The 892-nt window shown below is 58.0% G+C and carries 1 protein-coding gene; it reads left to right on the top strand.

The features are described from left to right. Positions 1–892: amino acid adenylation domain-containing protein (locus tag HALTITAN_RS24365; RefSeq protein ID WP_039860971.1), on the top strand; the 892-nt coding region annotated here is incomplete at both ends.

Genomic DNA, 892 nt, shown 5'->3' on the forward strand with positions numbered 1-892 from the left:
ATCACCATGCATCGTCCAACCCGGGTGTGGCGTTGCACGGCGAACATCTCGCCTATGTGATTTACACCTCAGGTTCCACCGGGCGGCCTAAAGGCGCGGCCATCCGCCATGATGCCTTAACCAACTGCATGGTCTGGATGCAGGAAACCTACCAACTCACCGATACCGATGCTGTACTGCACAAGGCGCCGTTCGGTTTTGACGTCTCGGTGTGGGAGATTTTCTGGCCGCTGAGTGTTGGAGTTCGCCTTGTGGTCGCCCAGCCGGGTGATCATCGCGATCCTGAACGCATCATTGAGCTGATCCAGAGACACGGCGTTACCACGCTCAACTTTGTGCCCTCAATGCTCAAGGCCTTCCTGGCCTATCCCGATGTTAAAGCCAAGACCCGGCTCAAGCATATTATGTGCGGTGGCGAGGCCGTTCCAGCCACGTTGCAGCAAGATGTAGCTGAGTGTCTTGATGGTGCCCACCTGCATGATCTCTATGGCCCCACCGAAACCACCATTCATGTCACTCACTGGTGGTGCCGTGATGATGCGCACCGCCAGATTCCCATTGGGCGACCCATTAGCGGTACCCGCACCTACGTCTTGGATGGTGAACTCAACCTGGTACCACAGGGTGTTGCGGGAGAGCTGTACCTGGGCGGGATAAGCCTGGCCCGTGGCTATCTCAATCGTAGTGATCTAACGGCGGAGCGCTTTATCGCCGATCCGTTCACAGAGGGCGAGCGCCTATACCGCACCGGTGACCTAGTACGCTGGCGGGAGGATGGGCAACTCGAGTACCTGGGCCGCCTTGATCATCAAGTGAAAATCCGTGGCTTGCGGATCGAGCTTGGCGAGATCGAGGCCGAGCTGTTGGCTCAACCGGAAGTTCGCGAAGCGGT

It is taken from the genome of Vreelandella titanicae BH1 (assembly GCF_000336575.1).
GTDB classification, from domain to species: domain Bacteria; phylum Pseudomonadota; class Gammaproteobacteria; order Pseudomonadales; family Halomonadaceae; genus Vreelandella; species Vreelandella titanicae.